Here is a 16,588-nt window from a genome sequence, read left to right as displayed (position 1 = left end):
GTTACTTGGAAAGGGCGGGGGGCGGCACGTCGCCGGGCGCCGGGTGGGCCGCGGTGAAGCGGGTAGCCGAGTCGATGGAGGAACTGAACTGTTGGCTTACGGCGTCCAGCACCCGCCGCTGCTGCTGGAAGTAGGCGAGGCGGGTGGCGGGGGCCGCCGTGGTGTCGGGCGCTTTGTACTGGTGCATCCAGGCCAGCATGGCTCCATCGGCCGCCAGCAGGCCGTGGATGTAGGGCGCGGCGGCCTCGGTGTGGTAGCCCGCCAGCTTGCTCTTGTACATGTAGAGCTGCTGGGTGCGGGCCATGAGGGAATCGTGCTGGTTCAGCAGAGCCATTTCGGCCGCGCTCGCCAGCGAAGCGGCGCCTTGCTCATTGATGGGCTTGTTGGGCGAGGAGCAGGCCGCCAGTGCCGGAATGCCGGCCGCTGCAACGATGCGCAGGGTGCGTTTAAAGCAGGTTTTAAAGCAGGTTTTCACAGCGCAAAGGTACGTCGCAAGGCAGGCACAGCCGGCGAAGTGCCGTTTCCTGGGCTGTTGCACCCAGTTGCGCGTGTCGGAAATGGTAGTTGGATAAAGACCGGTTTGTTATGTGCTGAATAATAGTGGGTTTGACTTGTTTAGTGCAAAGTCCACTGCCGGGAGGATGCCCATTTACTAAGTGGTGGTGCAGCAGTAAGCGTATTGAATTTAGCCCGTCATGCTGAGCGCAGTCGAAGCATCTCTACCACGAGCGTAATCATTTACTGCTGCAGTAGAGATGCTTCGACTGCGCTCAGCAGGACGGGCTTTTTACTACGGTTATTTTCGCTCGACTGCTTAAATTATAGCCCGTGCCCGGCTGGGCAACTTCGGAACTCGCACAGCTGGTAGAGGTGGACCTTCGATTCGTCAGCGCATCGGAGCCAACACTCCTCGGCAATGGGAAACGTGCAGGGGCCGTACGTGAAAAGCGTGATGCATCGGTGTTGGGCCTGGCGCCGCAGCTCTGCCAATACCGCTTGCAGGATGCTGCCTCTAAATGGCGTGTACAGGAAGAAAACAGTGCCATCGGAATAGTCGGCGCGCCGGGCATCGGCTGCAATAAACGTAACGCCCGGCAACTGCAAATCGGCTGCCCAGGCGGTGGCCAAGGCGCAGTAAGCCGGCTCTATCTCAATGCCTTTGGCCACGGCCCCGCTGAGGAGGTGAACCAGAATAGGAACCTGCCCCAGGCCGGCTCCGATATCATAAAACACGTCCTCCGTGGTGAGTTGGGCACGCCCGACAAGGTCGAGAATAATACGGGCAGGGGTTTTTTGGTAAAACACCATTTCCGGCTCCTTCGCAATGGTTTCATCCGGCAGAACCTGGCTGGTAAACAACCCGTTGGTAAAATCATCCAGGGCATCGTAACCGATTTCCGGGGCGTCTGAGTGGCCTGTGCTGCCTTCCGTAGGGGCGTAAGCCGTTAGCCGGGTGCGCAAGGCTTGGCCCCGGCAGCGGCCGGCGCGAATATCGGCCCGCAACTGCTGAAACAGCGATTCATCGGTGGCTTCCAAGCGGTGTTTCACTTGTTGGGCGCGCTGCCGGAGGGCAAGCAGGTCGGCGGCGGGGTTTTGGGCCATCAGCAGCCCGTCCAAGCGGTCGAGAACGTGGAACTCGAGAAAATTGAGGGCTTCGGCCCGACTACTGAAATTGATTTCCTCGTAAAGCGCTACATTTCTTTCGATGCCTTCAATGTCGGCGAGTAGTTCGTGGGTAACCATAGAACTTCGGTTGGCAGTTGGGCAAATGGTACGAAAATCACAAATCAAAAAGTGCAGTTGGTCGGTTTGGGGTGCCGGTTGGTATGGCAGCCGGAACCGGTTTTCTTATCCATTAACCACAAACCACACCGCAAATTTCCCGATGAAAACTCGCCAACTGGGCCCATCCGGCCTCACCGTTTCGGCCCTCGGCCTGGGCTGCATGGGCATGTCCGATTTCTACGCCGGCCAGGACGACGCCGAAAGCACCCGCACCTTGCACCGCGCCCTGGACCTGGGCGTCACTTTCTTTGACACCGCCGATATGTACGGCCCCTTCAAAAACGAGGAGCTGGTGGGCCGGGCCTTTAAAGGCAAGCGCGGCAGCGTGGTGCTGGCCACCAAATTCGGCATTCAACGCGACCCCAACGACCCCACCCGGCGCGGCATCAACGGCCGGCCCGAGTACGTGAAAGCCGCCTGCGAAGCCAGCCTCAAACGCCTCGCCACCGACCACATTGACCTGTACTACCAGCACCGCGTGGACCCCAACACGCCCATTGAAGAAACCGTGGGCGCCATGAGCCGGCTGGTGGAAGAAGGTAAAGTGCGTTTTCTGGGCCTTAGCGAGGCCGCGCCGGCCACCGTGCGCCGGGCCGTGGCCGTGCACCCCATTGCCGCCCTGCAAACCGAATACTCGCTCTGGAGCCGCGAGCCGGAAGACGAGATTTTGCCGTCCATCCGCGAATTGGGCGTGGGCTTTGTGCCGTATTCGCCGCTGGGCCGGGGCTTCCTCACCGGCCAAATCAAACGGTTTGAGGATTTGGCCGAGGACGACTACCGCCGTTTCACGCCGCGCTTCCAGGGCGAAAACTTCCAGAAAAACCTCGACCTCGTGGCCCGAATCAACGACCTGGCTCTGCAAAAGCGCTGTACTGCCGGCCAGTTGGCACTGGCCTGGGTGCTGGCCCAAGGCAACGACGTGGTGCCCATTCCCGGCACCAAGCGCGTGAAGTACCTGGAAGAAAACCTGGGCGCGCTGGAAGTGGAACTGTCGAAAGACGAACTGGCGCAGCTAAACGAAATTGCCCCGCAGGGCAAAGCCGCCGGCTCGCGCTACCCGGCCGCCATGATGGCGTCGGTGAACGGGTAAGCTAATTTTGTTTGAAGCAGAAGGCGGTGGCATCGGCCTGCCTCACAGGTTGTAACGCAGGCCGATGCCACCGCCACCGCCTACCGGGGACCCGGATGTGCCGAATAGTTTAACCACGCATAATATCCATGATACATGTGCGCTGGCATCCGCCGTTACTGCTAAATGCGAGCCGACAATGTAGCTGCCGGCTAGCCCCAGGGTGAGGGGCAGGTCACCTAATTTGCGCCGTTCTTCAAGCGTAGGATATGTTATGCCTGGATTTATGGCAAGCACATTATAATATTTTTCGGTAAAACGGGTGATTACGTAACTGCCTCCAATCCTCCCATCGAGTTGCCAGTGGCTAGCTTCACTTGGGTGCACGAGTGGCACAGCCAGTAGCGCTGAGATAGCAAAAGCTTCTACTGCTTCGTTGGAATAATAATAGTAGTCCCCACGGTCTAGATAGGTCCGGTTGCTGTTAGCTGGTGCTTCCCGCTGGTATTTCATAAAGCTAACTTCTACGCTCTGCCCTTGACTGAACCGGTATCCGACCAGCACTTGTGCCGGTTTTAGCAGGTAAGGCGAGGAATTTCCGCTACCATGAACCGTCTCCGGCTGCGCGTATTGGTGGTAGGAAGCCTTTACTCCCGCATACCAATAGGAGGAATGGCATGGCAAGGTTTGGGCAGTGGTACTTACGGAATTGCCAGCTACCAGATAGCTGGTAAGGGCGAAGAAGCTGTACAGAAGACGCATGCGAAAGTCTTAAGAGGATATTCGCAAATAAACGTAGCCTCGCCGTCGGTACAGAATCAATATATTGAGAAAGCAGACTTTACAAAATACCGAATGCTGACCTGTTTAAGCGTCTTGTTAAGAGGATAAACACTCTGCCTGTTTTATAGAGGCCTATTACCCCAAAAGAGACGGTTAAATTGGAAGAAGTCTCCTTCGTAATAAGGGACTTTTCAGTCAATAGGATGCTACGAAATAGCTGGCAGCAAAGACATCGCACCAGGTGCTAACTAATATGCCACTATGCTCCTAGGCTACCTGGCCACTACGACGGCAGCAAATCAATCCAGCCGTCTTCACTCACCACCACGGCCAGCACCGGATACTGGCTGCTGTTCACGTAGCGCAGGGCCGAATTGAAGCGGGAGCCGCGCGAGGAGTCGCCTTTAGCCGTGGCCAAGCCATCGAGGATGGCGCCGATGGCGTGGCATACCCCGTTGGGCTCGATGAGCACGGCCCCGTCGATATTGGTGACGAGGCGCAGCACGGTGGGCGTCATGATGCGCGGCACCACCCGGAAGCATTGGCGCGTGAGGCGCTGCGCCTCGTGGGCCGCCCCGGTGGTGATGACCAGAATGGTACCGTTGGGCTGCGTGGTGGCTTTCTGGGCTAAGTCCCAGAGGTATTCGATGCTATCCGGGTTGAGGGATGGAAACACGATGCGCACAATGCGGGCAAAGTTGTCGGCGGCCACGCGGCCCTGCGGCAGGCGAGGGGTGTTGCTCACCACGCGCATGAGCACGTGGCCGGCGTGGCTCATTTCCCAGCTGTAGTGGTTGGTGAAATGTACCGTCACCAGCGGCTCGTACTGCGCGTCCGATTCCGGCACCAGTTGGCCCAGCCCAAACACATGCGAGGCATCCGAAATCAGGGCCGTGTGGCCCTCGCTCAGCTCCAGCAGCTTGCGAATGGAGCGGTGGTCGCGCATGGGCACCGGGGTTTCCAGCGTGAGCACCGGCACCACGGCCGGGTGCAGGCGCCGGCTAATCAGCATCGTCCCAATGCCCTCGTCGCCCTCGTGGCGCAAAGCCGCCACGCCGTTGCAGGCGTCGTAGAGGCCGTGGGTGCCGGCCGGGGCCACCCGCAGCATCAGCCGCCGCCCGGCCGAGCGCAGCAGCTCGTTGTAGTCGCGGTCGAGCACGGGTTGGTCGTTGTCGGCCGTGTCGGCTTCGCGCAGGGCGCGGGAGCAGTCGTGCAGAAACTCCAGCACGGCCGCGTGGGGCAGGTTGGCGGGGCGTCCGGCCCCAGGTTTGGGCAAGGCATAATAACCGTCGTAACAGTCGGCTGCCAGCTGCAACACCACCGTCACCAAATAGCCTTGCAGGCTGACGGGCGTGGAGCAGAACGAGCGGCGGTTTTCCTGGCGGCTGGTGGTCAGTTCATGGAGTCGGCTTTCGGTTGCCCGGCACATGAGCTCGTACCAGTGTTGCTTCTCGAACCGGTCGTGGTCGTTGGGGTGCAGGTGATATACCGAGCCCTGCGGGCCGGTATCGGCTTCCAGGGTGGCGGCACTGGTTTTAACTTGCTGAAAGTCAATGGGCGTATAGCGTGTCGAAGCGGGCTCTACTACCACGGCTTCGGGCTCGTCGGCTTCTTTGGCCGAGGCGAACCCCAAAAGAAACACCTCGGGCCGCAGGTTGCGGTCGAGCAGATTAAAAACCCCCTCGGCAAAGAGCTGGGCAGAAACGCGAAACAGGCTTTGGTGTTCCCACATGGGCAAATTCAGAACGGCCAGGCCCCGTTGCGGGCCCAACTTCAGCCCGAACTACGGAAAAAACGGCTGGATAGTGGCGTAGCAAAACAAATTTCCTCGTTTAGGGCTTCTCGCACTCCGCCCAAAGCTGTATCTTCGGGCTAGCGCCGGCCGCTTTTTTCCACCCTCCATCCGTGCAAGCCTATGCTCTTTGTCGACATGCTTTTCGTGATGGCGGTGGCCATTTCCTTCATCCCGATTCTGACCGGCTACTGTGCCCACAGCCGGGGACGCTCGTTCTGGCTGTGGTTCGTGCTGGGCTGGGTGCTGCCGCTGGTTTCGTTTTTCCTGCTCTTTGCCCTCATCGCGCGCGACGAGCTCAACCCCGGCCGTCGCTTGCTGGCCGAAGCCCGCGGCATCCTCCGCGAAGCCGAAGCCCGCGCCAAAACCGAAGCCGAGCAGCGAAATCTGTAGAACCCGATGGTCGGTTAAGGCTTCTATTACAGTTGTTTAGCTATTGTTCTGAACTGCCACGGGCCAGCTGGCTACCAATTATTGCCTGCGCCACCCAGGCGCCGGTGCTGAAGCAGCCTTGCAGCAGATAGCCGCCCGTAGGCGCTTCCCAGTCTAGCATTTCCCCGGCCACGTAGGTGCCCGGCCTTTGCCGCAGCATCAAATGCTCGTCTACCGCCTCGAAAGCTACCCCACCGGCCGTTGAAATAGCCTCTTCCAGCGGGCGCAGTCCCGTCACATTCAGCGGAATGGCGACCAGCAGCCGCGCCAATTCTTCCGGCCCCAGGGTTGCCACATCGGCCCGAACCTCCCGCAGCAGCGTCGGCACCGGTGCCCCCAGGTGGAGTGCCTTTTTAAGAAATTCCGCGAACGAAAGTTTCCCTCTGGGCTGCTTCAGTTTCAGCAGCAGGGCAGCAGGAGACAAGTCGGGCTTTAGGTTTAAATGCAGGGTGGCTGGACCGCTGCCGGCCAGTGCCGCCCGAACTTGGGGCGTAAGCGCATACACCGGCGTGCCCTCTACGCCATACGCAGTCAGCATAATTTCCCCGCGAATGGCCGGCCCGTCGTTCACCCGCAGTGCAATGTTCTTGAGCGGTGTCCGCCCAATTTTGTCGCGGACAAACATTGACCATGCCAGCTCGGCGCCGCAATTGGCCGGCGCAAAAGGCACCACCGGCACCCCGATGTTCTGCAACAGCGGCGCCCAGGCCCCATCAGAGCCGGTTTTGGTCCAACTACCCCCACCCAGGGCCAGCACAGTGGCCTCGGGTTCCAGGGTAAATTCCTGGCCTGCTCCTTCACGCTCATTGCGCATGCGCAGGCCGGCGGCCCCTACAAAGCCCAGCCAGCGGTGCCGGGTATTGATTTCCACGCCCAACGCACGCAGCCGGCCCAGCCAAGCCCTGAGCACAGCGGCCGGCTTGTGCGCCGCCACCGGAAATACCCGTCCGCTGCTGCCTACAAAGGTTTCAATGCCCAAATCAGCGGCCCAGGCCCGCAAGTCATTCGGCGAAAAATGGTGGAGTAAGCCAGCAAACCGGCCCGCCTCTTGCCCATATCGTTCGCTAAAGGCGGCTATTTCTTCCGCATTGCTCAGGTTGAAGCCCCCGTGTCCGGCTACCAGAAATTTCCGCCCCACCGTAGCTTGGGCCTCGTAAAGCTGCACGGCCATGCCAGCTTCGGCCAGCTGCTGGGCCGCCATAAGCCCGGCCGGCCCACCGCCTATTATCGCTACGCTAAATGAAGAATGAGGAATGAGGAATGAAGAATTAACGGTGAAGAGATGCAAAAGAACAACGTCCCAAATTTAAATTCCTCATTCCTCATTAAGCGTAGCGTCAGGCCTCACTTTCCTGGATGAGCTGGCGTCGGTACCGGGCCAGAATGGCCGATTTCAGAATGAAGCCCAGGTAGCGGCCATCTTCCTCGCACACCGGCAGGGCCCAGGCGCCGTGGCGGTCGAGCAGGCCCAGGGTATGCTCCAAATCATCGGTGGGGCCCACCACGGCCGGAGCGGGTCGCATCAATTCGCGCACTTTGGTAGTAGCATAATGGGCATCGTCGAACAGCGCATCGCGCACCGAATCGAGGCTGACCACGCCCAGCAGCCGGCCCCCGGCCGCCACCACCGGAAACAAGTTGCGCGAGGCGTGCCGAAATATGTCCACCAGCTCGCCCAGCGTGGTGGTGGGCCGCACCGGAATGAAGTCGGTTTCGAGCAGCTTGCGGGGGTCGAGCTGGGCCAGCAGGCCTCGGTCGCGGTTGGCATACACATCCACGCCCCGGGCCGTAAGCTTGCGCGTGTACACCGAGTACGGCTCGAAGTATTTGGTAATCAGATAAGAAGAGCTGCTAACCACCATCAGCGGCACAAACAGCGCGTAGCCGCCCGTGATTTCGGCAATGAGGAAGATGGCCGTGAGCGGCGCATGAATGACGCCCGCCAGCGTGCCCGCCATGCCCAGCACCACAAAATGCACTTCCGGAATGTGAATCAGCCCGCTCAGATTGATGAGGCGGGCAAAGAAAAAACCGGCCATTGCCCCCGCAAAGAGCGACGAGCCAAACATGCCCCCGTTGCCGCCACTGCCCACCGTAATGCTGGTGGCCACCACCTTCAGCAGCATGCTGAACAGCACCAATACCAACAAAAGCCAGGGGTTGTTGTCCTGATACACCGAAAAAATACTGCCGTCGGTCAGGCGTTCTGCGTGGCCGCCCAGCAGCAGCTGCACCGTGTTGTACCCCTCGCCGTAAAGCGTTGGAAACAAGAAAATCAGCCCCCCCAGCAGGGCGCCGCCCACCAGCACTTTGCGCCAGTCCAGCCCCGGCCAGCGCTCAAAAAAATGGTCGAACCAATGGTAGGTCCGAATCATATACACCGAGAAGAAAGCCGTAAATAGCCCCAGCAGGATGTAAAACGGCACCGCATCCACGGGCCAACTGGTGGTAATGAGCACGAACGGCTGGCCCTCGTACAACGCCTTCGACACCACCGTGGCCGTGGCCGAAGAAATAAGCAGCGGAATGAAATACTGCGCGGGCAGCTCCAGCAGAATGGTTTCGACGGCAAACAGCACGCCCGCAATGGGCGAATTGAAAATAGCGGCCACGCCCGCCGCGGCGCCGCAGCCCGTGAGCAGGCGGCGCCGACGGCGGTCCAGGTGCAGCACGCGCCCGGCGTTGGAGCCCAGCGCAGCCCCGGTGACCGAAATGGGGGCCTCCGTGCCGGCCGAGCCCCCAAAGGTGACCGTCAGGAAAGCCGTAATCAGCTGCGAGTAAATCTTGGAGCGCGGCACCACGCTGCCTTCCCGCGCCGTGTTGTAGATGATGGGTGCAATGCCCCGGCCCAACTGCCCGCCCAGGAAGAGCTTGGTAAAGAGCACCGTAAGCGCGATGCCGATAACCGGGTACACCGAAAGCGCAAACACCCGGCTGGGCTCCGAAATCCCTTGCTTCAGCATTTCCTGCCCCCAATGCACCGAATTCTTAAGCGCAACGGCTGCCAGGCCTGCACCCGCGCCCACCAGCACACTCAGAATGAGCATGTACATCCGCTCGCTGATGTGGCGCGCACGCCACACAAGCAGCGGACGCAACAGGCGATGAACGGCGTGGTGAGGCATAGACGGGCAGCACAAGGAACCCCATTACCAACGCAAAAGTGGCGCTGATAGATGTAATCCCTGTTGTGTGGGTTTCGGGCTTACGGTCAGGTGTTTGCAATTAGCGCTTTAATTTACGCTTCGATAATGAGTGAAGCATGAATGCTGGCAGCACACCGGTGGCAATGCATCGCTGGAGGCACAGCCACCGGTGTGCTGCCAGCATTCCTTTATTTCTGCGCCGGAATGATGGTGATGTACGTCTGCTTAAGGTGTTCGCCCAATTGCACCAGGTTATCGTCGTGCTCATACAGCAGGTTGCGCCACAGGCTCTGGATGAGCAGCAGAAGCTGGAGCGTTGTCATTTTCGGGTTGTCAACGCCAAGCTCCACAAACGCCTGCCTTAGTAAGCTGTCGATGGGGCTCATGAAGCGCTGGAAATATTTCTGCACCAGCGGCTTGTTAAATTCCTTGTCCTGTACCTTCCAGAAATCGGGTTCTTCCTGCACCAGCTTGTAAGGCAGGTCGATGATGTTTTCGATAAGGACGCGAGGGTTTTTCTCCGTCAGGATGCCGCGGTTGGCCTCCACAATGCGCTGAAAGCCCTGCTTAATGAGGTATTCGAACAGCTTTTCCTTGCTGAGAAAGTACTTGAAAAGCAATGCTTCCGACACCCCGGCATTGCGCGAAATCAGTAGGGTGGAAGTGTCGTCGTAGCCGCGTTCGCCAAACAGGCGCAGGGCGGATTGCTCAATTTTAGAATGACTGGTCATAACCTAAACCGTATAAAAACAGATAGCCGAAGAAGATGCTGCTGCGCTGCAAAGCAGGCAGAGGCTTTGGCAAATAACGGGCTATCGACGGAATAGACGAGCCTGAATACCATTTGGCCACACCTGCACCGCCACTCCATCAGGCAGAAGGACGAGCTGCATCCGCCTGCTTACCAGGCGCAAAGCCCTTGGTTGACGCCTTAAAAAATACAGCCGACCAAATCGAAGAGCGTTCGATTTAGCCGGCTGCAATATGCTGAACCCAAAGTCGGGCGCTTCTAGGGCGAAGGCCAACGGTTTCAGCTAAGTTTGCCAGACGGGGTGGGAGTTCATCTGGTTAAACAGGACGTGGGAATTTGGTTATCAGGACGAACGGGTGAGATATCGTGTGACAACGGGACAAAGGTAGTAGAGGAATTTACTTGTATGGATGAGTGCCAGCTCACTATTTGTAAGTGAACACTCACGTTATTGTAAATCAGTGAAATAATTATTGGTTTGTATGGTATTATTGACGAAAGGGCTCGAGGGCTTGCCTAGTTTGGGGTAATTTCCCGTCATTTGCTGAGCATACTCCGGCCCCAAACGGTACAAAACCGCGGCGGTTGCCGGGCGTTTTCCGGCACTCTTTTCATAGTACCCCTTGCTTACGGTGCGAGCAAGGCCTGACAACAAACGATTGGGCTCATTGGCCATGCTCCGCTCACCGGTTTAAGCCGGCCCTAAGTTAGGGCGCAACATGCGCACAACTTTTCGCGTGAGTTATTATATTGTGAATTTATTCCTATATAATATGTTTATTGTTTTTACTGCGATAATTCCCATAAAATTCACAAAATATTCCCACTCTATTTTATGATATGTGGGAATTTAGTAGTTGATTTGCCGGTGCAACTTTAAGCGCTGCATTTGAACGCTCACGGTTTGGTTTCGAGCGGTTTTTCTGATTGGCCTTTGCCTGCGGCACGCAGCAAGTATCTGTTATTTTCAGGTAGTTCAAGCTTTTATCGTCTATTCGCAGCTACAACTAAGGGACGGCTATAAGCATTTTGCTGAACCATTCATATAAATAGCTCCTGGTATGCATCCAAAGCTTGAAAGGCCCCTATTGCTTTAAAGTAAGTACCCCGTCGGCATGACATCATCATGTCATTGCGATGCCTGTTCGGGGCCCATAGTTTTGCCTTGGTAATCATTCTGCTTCCTCTCACCTTTTTTTTAAGCTATGTCAAAGAAGATACTTGCCATCCTGTCTGAATACGGATACTGGGGCATCGAACTAGTCGCTCCGCTTACGAAGTTGGAAGAGGCAGGCTACACGGTCGAGTTCATGACGCCGACCGGCAAAAAAGCTGAAGCCCTGCCCCCGAGTTACGACACGACTTACGTTGACCCGCCCCTGGGTGTATGCGTGACTACCCCGCAGGCTGCCGAGATGGTGAAAGCTTTTGAAGCCACCAACCGCCTGGAAGAGCGCCGCAACATGTCGGAAGTGGTGCCGGAGCGCCCGTATTTCTCTACCCCTGATTTTCTGCGCAAGTTTGAGAAGTATTTCTCCGACGTGAAGGAGGCGCAGGAGCAACTCACCGAAGAGTATGCCGGGTTGCTGCTGGTGGGTGGCAGCGGGCCCATCATCGACATGGTGAACAACCAGCGGGTGCACGACATCATTCTGGGTTTCTACAAGAAAAGAATGCCGATTGGTGCCATCTGCTACGGCGTGGCTCCGCTGGTTTTTGCCCGCGATTTCAACGAGCGGCGCTCCATCATCAAAGGCAAGCACGTTACCGGCCACTGCATTGAGTACGACTACCACGATGGTACGGGCTTCCTGCACACCGATTTGAACATGGGCCCGCCCCCGTACGTGCTCGAGTACATCCTGGCCGACGCGGTAGGGCCCGAAGGCCAGTACCACGGCAATTTTGGCAAGGAAACCTCAGTGATTGTGGATTATCCGTTCATCACGGCCCGGTCGCTGCAATGCTCTTTCGAGTTTGGCGACCAGATGGTAGCGGTGCTGGATAAAGGGGTGACGCGCTATGGCTGGTAGCCCCACTCAGCAAGCGGTTGCGGAGCCACTGGTTAACAGCGGCTCGGTGGACAACCATTCGCCTTCGGCTCCGAAAACCGGTAATCAAAAGATTATCGAGCAGTTTCTGGCCGATGGCATGGACCACATGTACGGCAACCCCGGCACGGTAGAGCAGGGTTTTCTGGACGCGCTGGCCGAGTACCCGGCCATGAAGTACATCCTCACGCTACAGGAAACCATTGCCGTGATGATGGCCGACGGCCATGCGCGTGCCACCCAGAAGCCGACCCTCGTGCAGCTTCACAGCTCGCCGGGCATCGGCAACGCGGTGGGCGCCCTGTATCAGGCCAAGCGGGGCCATGCACCGTTGGTGGTTATCGGCTCTGATGCCGGCATCCGCTACGCCAACATGGACGCGCAGATGGCCAACGACCTGGTGGCCATGATGGCGCCCGTAACCAAATACTCGGCGATGGTGATGTCGCCGCAGTCGCTGTTGCGGACGTTGCGTCGGGCTATTAAAATAGCGGCTACTCCGCCCATGGGTCCGGTGTACCTGTGCCTGCCGATGGACGTGCTGGATGCCATCAACGAAGAAGTTGTGGTGCCCACCAGCTTGCCCTCAACTCGTGTAGCGCCCGCGCCGGAGCTGATTGAGGAGGCGGCCCGCCTGCTGTTGGCGGCCGAAGTGCCCATGATTTTTGCCGGGGATGGCGTGGCCTACTCCGGCGCCAACAGCGAACTGGCCCATGTGGCCGAACTGCTGGGCGCGGAGGTGTACGGCGTTGAATTTGGTGACACGTTCATCGACAATACCCACCCGCTCTACAAGGGCACCACCGGCCACATGTTTGGCGAATACAGCTACCCCATCACCAGCAAGGGCGACGCCAACCTGATAGTGGGTACCTACGTGCTGCCAGAGGTATTTCCGCGACTGGAAGACATCTGGAAGCCGGGCGCCAAAGTGGTGCATTTCGACTTGAATGCCTACGAAATCGCCAAGAACCACCATGTAGACCTTGGCGTGGTGAGTGACCCCAAACTATCCTTGCAGGCCCTGGCAACTGCCTTGGAAAAGCAGCGCACCCCCGCGCAGCAACAGGCCGCCGAAAGCCGCTTGCAAGCGGCCCGCGAGGCCAAGCAAGCCGCTGCCAAACCCGCTGCAACGCCTGAAACCAATTCGGGCGAGGCCAAGCGACTGAAGATGTCTCAGTTTGCCGACGTGCTGGCGCAGAAAGTGCCTGCCGATGTTATCATCTTTGACGAAGCCCTCACTAGTTCGCCGGCGGTGCAGCATGCCATTCCGCCGCGTGCGCCCGGCTCTTACTTCACCACGCGGGGTGGCTCGCTGGGAGTAGGTTTTCCGGGGGCCATTGGGGTAAAGCTGGTGCACCCGAACAAGACGGTTATCGGCTTCTCGGGGGATGGTGGCAGCATGTACACCATTCAGGCCTTGTGGTCGGCCGTGCGGCATAACGCCGGCGCGAAGTTCGTGGTGTGCAACAACGGCTCCTACAAGCTGCTGCAACTCAACATTGATGTGTATTGGCAGGAGCGGGGCATTGCGGCGCATAACCACCCGCTTTCATTCGACCTTTCGCATCCGCCCATTCACTTCGCCGACCTCGCCAAGTCCCTGGGGGTTGACGCGGTGCGGGTGGAAACGGAGGCTGAAATCGGTCCGGCTATCGACCGCATGCTGGCCGATGACAAGCCCTTCCTGATTGACCTAGTGCTCGAAGGCAATTTCCACCCGGATTTGATTCAAGCGGTTTGCTCGCAGTCGGGTTCGTAGCCAATGGCTGACTCCTTTCTTTCCTTTCTTCTGCATTAAAGTTTTTACTCACTTAGCCATGGCATCTTCTTGTCATTACGTGGTTATCGGTGCTGGAGCATCGGGTAGCGTCGTGGCCAACCGTCTCAGTAAAAATCCTGATTGTCAGGTAGTTGTGCTTGAGGCGGGCGACTGGGACTTTGAACCGGATGTGACCAATCCCGGTGGGTTTGTGGAGCTTTGGGGCTCGAGGGTAGACTGGGCCCTGCCCACTACCCCGCAGGCTGGCCTGGCCAACCGGGAAATCACCATCAACCAAGGTAAAGTGGTGGGTGGCAGCACCTGCATCAATGCCATGATGTATGTGCGAGGCAACCCGGCCAACTTCGACCAGTGGGCCGCTCAGGGAGCTACCGGCTGGAGCTACGCCGATGTGCTGCCGTATTTTAAAAAGATTGAAAATTACGAAGGTGGAGCCTCGGCTTACCACGGCGACCAGGGTGAAATTTGGGTGCGCGATTGTCCTGATGAAGTGTCGCGCTCCGACGAGTTTTTGCAGGGTGCGGTAGAGCTGGGCTACGATGGTCCTCGCTGGGACTATAATGGCGAACGCCAGGAAAACGGCGCCGGTTTTTTGCAGTTTCACATCACGCCCGACAACCAGCGCGATACCAGTGCCCTCTCATTCTTGCAGCCCATCCAGGAGCGTCCGAATTTGACCATCATTACCGGGGCGCAGGTAACGCGCATCGTGGTGGAAAACGGCCGCGCTGTGGGGGTGGAGTACCAAATCAAAGATGAGTTGGTGACCTTGGCGGTGGAAAAAGAAGTGGTGCTGAGCGCCGGAGCCCTGCAGTCGCCGAAGCTGCTGCTGCTCTCGGGCATTGGCCCGGCCGCGCACCTGGCCGAGGTTGGCATACCGGTGCAGGCAGACCTGCCGGGAGTGGGGCAGAACCTGCAGGACCATGTGCAATTGCCCGTGATATTCCGTAGCCTGGGCGACCGGCCCATGACAACGGTTCTAACTGGTAACGTGCTGTTTGTGAAAACGAAGGAGGAGGCTCCGGCGCCCGATTTGCAACTGAACTATACGCCCAGCATTCCGGCGCCACTGGCGCCGCATCTGCCCGACTTTGGCGGGCCGGTGAGCATTTTTCTGCCCATTCTGGTGCAGCCCAAGAGCGTTGGCGAAGTGCGCCTGCGCTCCGCTGACCCATTGGACAAACCCCTTGTTAACCCTAACTACCTGAGCGACCCGGTCGATATTGAGGTGTTTCACAAGGCGCTGGACCTCATTCGTCGGATAAGCCAAACGGCTGCCTACAGCCCGCTCAACGGCGGCGAGCTGGCTCCCGGCCCCGGCGACCCCGACGGCTTTATCCGTTCGCAGGCTTCGACGCTGTGGCACCCGGCCGGCACGTGCCGCATGGGGCAAGACGAGCTGGCCGTGGTGGACCCGCAACTGCGCGTGCGCGGGGTGGCCGGCCTGCGGGTGGCCGATGCTTCGGTGATGCCCGTCGTAACGAGCGGTAATACCGTGGCGGCCTGTTTTATGATTGGTGAGCGAGCGGCCGAAATGCTGCTGGCGGATGCCTAGTAAATTTTTCTGGCTTTGACGCCGGGCTTTAATTTTTTCACCCTTCACGTACTGAGTACACCTTATCTGCATGGCTGCTAGCAACCCCAATAAGGCGATTTCGCGCCGCTATTTCCACGAAATCATGAACCAGGCCAACGAGGCGACGGCGCATGAGCTTCTCGCGCCGGATTTTGTGTTCACCCTGCCCACGCACCCCGAGCCTTTTGTGGGGCCGGATAGCTTCATCGGGCTGGTGAAAATGCTGCACGATGCTTTTCCCGACTTCTATATCGACCCGCAGGACATGGTAGCCAGCGGCGACTGGGTGGCCACGCGCTGGCTGGGCGGTGGTACGCACACCGGCGGCCCGCTGCTCACAGTAAAAGGCAACGTGGAGGCAAGTGGTAACTTCTTCCAGATTGATGGCATGACCTGGCACACCATTAAGGACGGTAAGATTACCGAATCCATCGGCCATGAAGACACGCTGGGGCTGATGCTGCAACTGGAGGTGATACCATCCCCACCCGCAGCAGCGGCCGAAACCACTGCTGCCCAAAATGAAGCCTTGGTAAAGCGCTACTTCCAGGACATCATGAGCGAGGGCAAACTCGAAGTAATCGAGGAAATTCTCGCGCCCGATTTCGCTTTCATCATCCCTACTCAACCGGAACCCATTGCCAGCTACGAGGCCTTCCGCGGCTTCGTGCAGTACCTACGCAATGCCTTCCCCGACATTAAGTTTACCTCGCTGCGGCAGATTGCGGAAGGCAACAAGGTGGCCAGCCGCTGGTCCATTGAAGGCACGCACAAAGGCGAATTCCTGGGGGCGCCGGCCACCGGCAACCACATCAAGGATTTCGGCATTGACATTTTCACCATTCGCCACGGCAAAATTGTGTCGGTGCATGTGAATGAGAACGACTTCGGGCTGATGCAACAGCTGGGCGCTATTCCGGCCTAGCCAAGCGAAGTCGCGCCGTCGGCGACTCAGATTTCAGACCTGTAGAATACCTTTTTTCTGCATACCTAATGTCCTTAGAAGCAAACAAAGCGGTGGTCATGCGCTACTGGCATGACCTCTGGAACGACAAGCAACGAGGCGTGATTGATGAAATCACGGTGCCGGACCTGAAATTCCATTTCCCGCCCGGCCAGGCCCACCAGCCGCCCACCCTGCACAAGTGGTTTGATACCTCTAGGTCGGCATTTCCCGACGTGCACTTTACGGTGCATGACCTGGTGGCGGAAGGCGATAAGGTAGTGGCGCAGTGGTCGTACGTGGCAAATCACACGGGCGAGTTCCTGGGCCAGCCCGCTACGCAGCGTCGCGTCACCGACCAGGGGCTCAACATGTTCCGCATCGAAGACGGCCGCATTGTCGAAATGTGGATGTCGGGCGACAGCCTGGGCCTGCTCAAGCAATTGGGGATGATTCCGTCCTAAGCCAACGGGAGCT

General features: G+C 58.3%; 14 protein-coding genes. 7 read left to right on the top strand and 7 right to left on the bottom strand.

Translation table 11 applies throughout. The features are described 5' to 3' along the window. Position 1 precedes the first annotated feature (1 nt). Together JKL48_RS10065 and JKL48_RS10060 are read right to left on the bottom strand one after the other, a co-directional pair. Positions 2-475 (bottom strand): hypothetical protein, encoded by a 474-nt coding sequence (locus JKL48_RS10065; protein WP_201981982.1) that lies wholly within the window; start codon positions 473-475, stop codon positions 2-4. 344 nt (positions 476-819) lie between these two features. Next, a complete protein-coding gene (locus JKL48_RS10060; protein ID WP_201981981.1) occupies positions 820-1,743 on the bottom strand; it encodes a class I SAM-dependent methyltransferase in 924 nt (307 codons plus the stop codon). A gap of 142 nt (positions 1,744-1,885) precedes the next feature. Here JKL48_RS10060 and JKL48_RS10055 point away from each other — a divergent pair, with 142 nt between their 5' ends. Continuing rightward, positions 1,886-2,875: an aldo/keto reductase gene (locus tag JKL48_RS10055; protein WP_201981980.1), complete on the top strand. Its 990-nt coding sequence runs from the start codon at positions 1,886-1,888 to the stop codon at positions 2,873-2,875. A 42-nt stretch (positions 2,876-2,917) separates the two neighbouring features. Here the strand turns inward: JKL48_RS10055 and JKL48_RS10050 are convergent, their stop codons facing one another. Together JKL48_RS10050 and JKL48_RS10045 are read right to left on the bottom strand one after the other, a co-directional pair. After that, positions 2,918-3,616 carry a hypothetical protein gene (locus JKL48_RS10050; RefSeq protein ID WP_201981978.1) on the bottom strand — a complete coding sequence of 233 codons (699 nt, stop codon included), beginning with the start codon at positions 3,614-3,616 and terminating at the stop codon, positions 2,918-2,920. Positions 3,617-3,920: 304 nt separating this feature from the next. Then, positions 3,921-5,369: a DNA integrity scanning protein DisA nucleotide-binding domain protein gene (locus JKL48_RS10045; RefSeq protein ID WP_201981977.1), complete on the bottom strand. Its 1,449-nt coding sequence runs from the start codon at positions 5,367-5,369 to the stop codon at positions 3,921-3,923. 183 nt (positions 5,370-5,552) lie between these two features. Between JKL48_RS10045 and JKL48_RS10040 the strand changes: the two genes are divergently transcribed. Next, positions 5,553-5,822, top strand: a complete 270-nt coding sequence (locus JKL48_RS10040; protein ID WP_201981976.1) for a hypothetical protein — start codon at positions 5,553-5,555, stop codon at positions 5,820-5,822. A 40-nt stretch (positions 5,823-5,862) separates the two neighbouring features. Here JKL48_RS10040 and JKL48_RS10035 read toward each other — a convergent pair whose 3' ends face one another. From JKL48_RS10035 to JKL48_RS10025, 3 genes are all read right to left on the bottom strand, one after another. Then, positions 5,863-7,149 (bottom strand): BaiN/RdsA family NAD(P)/FAD-dependent oxidoreductase, encoded by a 1,287-nt coding sequence (locus JKL48_RS10035; RefSeq protein WP_201981974.1) that lies wholly within the window; start codon positions 7,147-7,149, stop codon positions 5,863-5,865. Between the two features lie 49 nt (positions 7,150-7,198). After that, on the bottom strand, positions 7,199-8,986 hold the full coding sequence (locus JKL48_RS10030; RefSeq protein WP_201981972.1) for a chloride channel protein: 1,788 nt from the start codon (positions 8,984-8,986) through the stop codon (positions 7,199-7,201). A 209-nt stretch (positions 8,987-9,195) separates the two neighbouring features. Beyond that, entirely contained in the window at positions 9,196-9,738 is a 543-nt protein-coding gene (locus JKL48_RS10025; RefSeq protein ID WP_201981970.1) for a TetR/AcrR family transcriptional regulator, read from the bottom strand. Between the two features lie 1,225 nt (positions 9,739-10,963). Between JKL48_RS10025 and JKL48_RS10020 the strand changes: the two genes are divergently transcribed. The 5 genes from JKL48_RS10020 (at position 10,964) to JKL48_RS10000 (ending at position 16,575) form a co-directional block, all read left to right on the top strand. Then, positions 10,964-11,791 (top strand): type 1 glutamine amidotransferase domain-containing protein, encoded by an 828-nt coding sequence (locus tag JKL48_RS10020; RefSeq protein ID WP_201981968.1) that lies wholly within the window; start codon positions 10,964-10,966, stop codon positions 11,789-11,791. 46 nt (positions 11,792-11,837) lie between these two features. Beyond that, positions 11,838-13,571: a thiamine pyrophosphate-binding protein gene (locus JKL48_RS10015; RefSeq protein WP_201981966.1), complete on the top strand. Its 1,734-nt coding sequence runs from the start codon at positions 11,838-11,840 to the stop codon at positions 13,569-13,571. Between the two features lie 58 nt (positions 13,572-13,629). Beyond that, positions 13,630-15,147 carry a GMC family oxidoreductase gene (locus JKL48_RS10010; RefSeq protein ID WP_201981965.1) on the top strand — a complete coding sequence of 506 codons (1,518 nt, stop codon included), beginning with the start codon at positions 13,630-13,632 and terminating at the stop codon, positions 15,145-15,147. 70 nt (positions 15,148-15,217) lie between these two features. After that, positions 15,218-16,093 carry an ester cyclase gene (locus JKL48_RS10005; RefSeq protein ID WP_201981964.1) on the top strand — a complete coding sequence of 292 codons (876 nt, stop codon included), beginning with the start codon at positions 15,218-15,220 and terminating at the stop codon, positions 16,091-16,093. Between the two features lie 68 nt (positions 16,094-16,161). Next, entirely contained in the window at positions 16,162-16,575 is a 414-nt protein-coding gene (locus JKL48_RS10000; RefSeq protein WP_201981963.1) for an ester cyclase, read from the top strand. The last annotated feature ends 13 nt before the right edge of the window (positions 16,576-16,588 follow it).

The organism is Hymenobacter rubidus, assembly GCF_016734815.1.
Classification (GTDB): Bacteria; Bacteroidota; Bacteroidia; order Cytophagales; family Hymenobacteraceae; genus Hymenobacter; species Hymenobacter rubidus.
Note: the sequence above shows the minus strand (reverse complement) of the source record. Positions and strands in the feature narration are given on the sequence as shown.